Source organism: Prevotella merdae (assembly GCF_900290275.1).
GTDB lineage: Bacteria > Bacteroidota > Bacteroidia > Bacteroidales > Bacteroidaceae > Prevotella > Prevotella merdae.
On the sequence record NZ_LT985342.1, the window covers coordinates 1 to 1758 of the forward strand.

Below are 1758 nucleotides of genomic sequence, written 5' to 3' on the forward strand. Positions count from 1 at the left end.
GATTTCAGTCTCTTGCAATACAATTTGCAAAAGTACAAAATCAAATCTCGAAAAAATCAAATTCGTATAACTCATTGAATATAATCAATTTAAATCATGTCCAAGATTTTTTCTTTGGACAGCAGTGCTTTGGAATATTTGCATTGTAACGGGTATTCTGTTATGTCCGAACATAGGTCCGTATGGACGGGTAATGCTCAAAAAGTGTCATTTACTAGTTCCGATAGAACAAGAGTAAGCTCAATTACCGTTTACGTCTCCCTCCTCCCCACAATCTCCCTTTCCGAATCCGAAGAAAATAAAATCGAGACTAAATCCGATATAAACATTTCCCTTAACCGCAAGCTTGTAAAAGGTGCCTGGAACACAATCTGTCTGCCGTTCGATGTTTCTGAAGCCCAAGCTAAGTCTGCTTTTGGTGCGGATGTTAGGATAGCTGCTCTTAATGCTGAAAGCAAAGGTAATACGTTGGTGTTTGACGACAAGACTGCTGAAGGTATTAAGGCTGCCGTGCCTTACTTGATTATGCCGTCGGAGGTTAAAGCTGACGATAAGTATGAATTTTATAATGTAAGTATTAAGCCAGAAAATGCTGCCCAGGCTTCTGCCGTAAGCACACTTGATGGTTTCGCCTTTAAGGGTATATATAATAAGGTGGACATCACTCAGGATATTAACAATTCTAAAAGCTACGCAGCTTTCCTTGGTGCTAACAACACTCTATTCAAGGCTAAGTCTGGTAGTACTACCAAAGGTTTCCGTGCCTACTTTGTTATCCCTAATTCTACTGCAACATCTGCCTTGCGTGTAGTTGTCGACGGTAATGCCACTTCTATAAAGAATATCAACTGTGGGGTGGTGGAGAACGATGATGCTGTATACAATCTGCAAGGCCAGCGTGTTGATGCCCGTAGTCTCATGCCTGGCTTGTACATCAAGGCTGGCAAGAAGTTCGTTGTGAGATAATAAGAAAACTATTTATAAACAAACTAAAACATTTATAGCAATGAAGAAATTGTATTCAAATCCAAATATTGAAATCATTAACTTTCAGGGCGACATAGTGCTCAATACAACATCTGGGAACCGGGTCTGCGATTCGGAAGGTGGTGGCTACGAGATTAGCATCAGTAGTGGCAATATGAGCGAAGTAGGACAAGAAGAAGCTTATTCGGGTGGCCAGTCGCAAGTATGGGATGACTAATGTTATTGGTTGCTTTTGTTGATTCTTGATTAAGTGTAACGTCTTCTTATATATTATAATAATGTATATATGTTTGCGTACACAGAGCAAAGATTGATACAAATCAATAATCATTATGAAAAGTGTAAATGTATAAAGTTTTCTTACCAAAAGTTTTGGTGGTTCAAGAAAAAGTCATACCTTTGCATCCGCTTTCGAGAACGAACGAAACCTCAAGCAAAATGAGATAACGAAGAGTTCGAGATAGTAAAAGAAAGAGTTCTTTGAAAAGATTTACATAAGACAGATAAAGTAGTACAAGAAGCGAGAATGATGAAACATTCATTCTTGGGTAGAAGAAAAACGAACCGTCAAGTTTGTTTGACTTTAGACTCTAATTTGGAAGCTCGTTCTGAAACAGATACAAACAAGCAACGCTTACTTCGGTAAGGGTTGGTAAAAGATATTTTACAATGTAGAGTTTGATCCTGGCTCAGGATGAACGCTAGCTACAGGCTTAACACATGCAAGTCGAGGGGCAGCATGACGATAGCTTGCTATTGTTGATGGCGACC

2 protein-coding genes and 1 rRNA gene are annotated in these 1758 nt (G+C 39.1%); all 3 read left to right on the forward strand.

Features of this window, described 5'->3' with window-relative positions:
• Nucleotides 1–204 precede the first annotated feature (204 nt).
• Entirely contained in the window at nucleotides 205–966 is a 762-nt protein-coding gene (locus tag C9991_RS16485; protein WP_157949527.1) for a hypothetical protein, read from the forward strand.
• A gap of 40 nt (nucleotides 967–1006) precedes the next feature.
• Entirely contained in the window at nucleotides 1007–1204 is a 198-nt protein-coding gene (locus C9991_RS16490) for a hypothetical protein (protein WP_106813557.1), read from the forward strand.
• 449 nt (nucleotides 1205–1653) lie between these two features.
• Nucleotides 1654–1758, forward strand: a 16S ribosomal RNA gene (locus C9991_RS16495); the annotation flags it as partial.

Bases quoted from the DNA above. Each gene is read 5' to 3' on its own strand.
- C9991_RS16490 (WP_106813557.1), top strand. From the start codon at position 1,007: ATGAAGAAATTGTATTCAAATCCAAATATTGAAATCATTAACTTTCAG.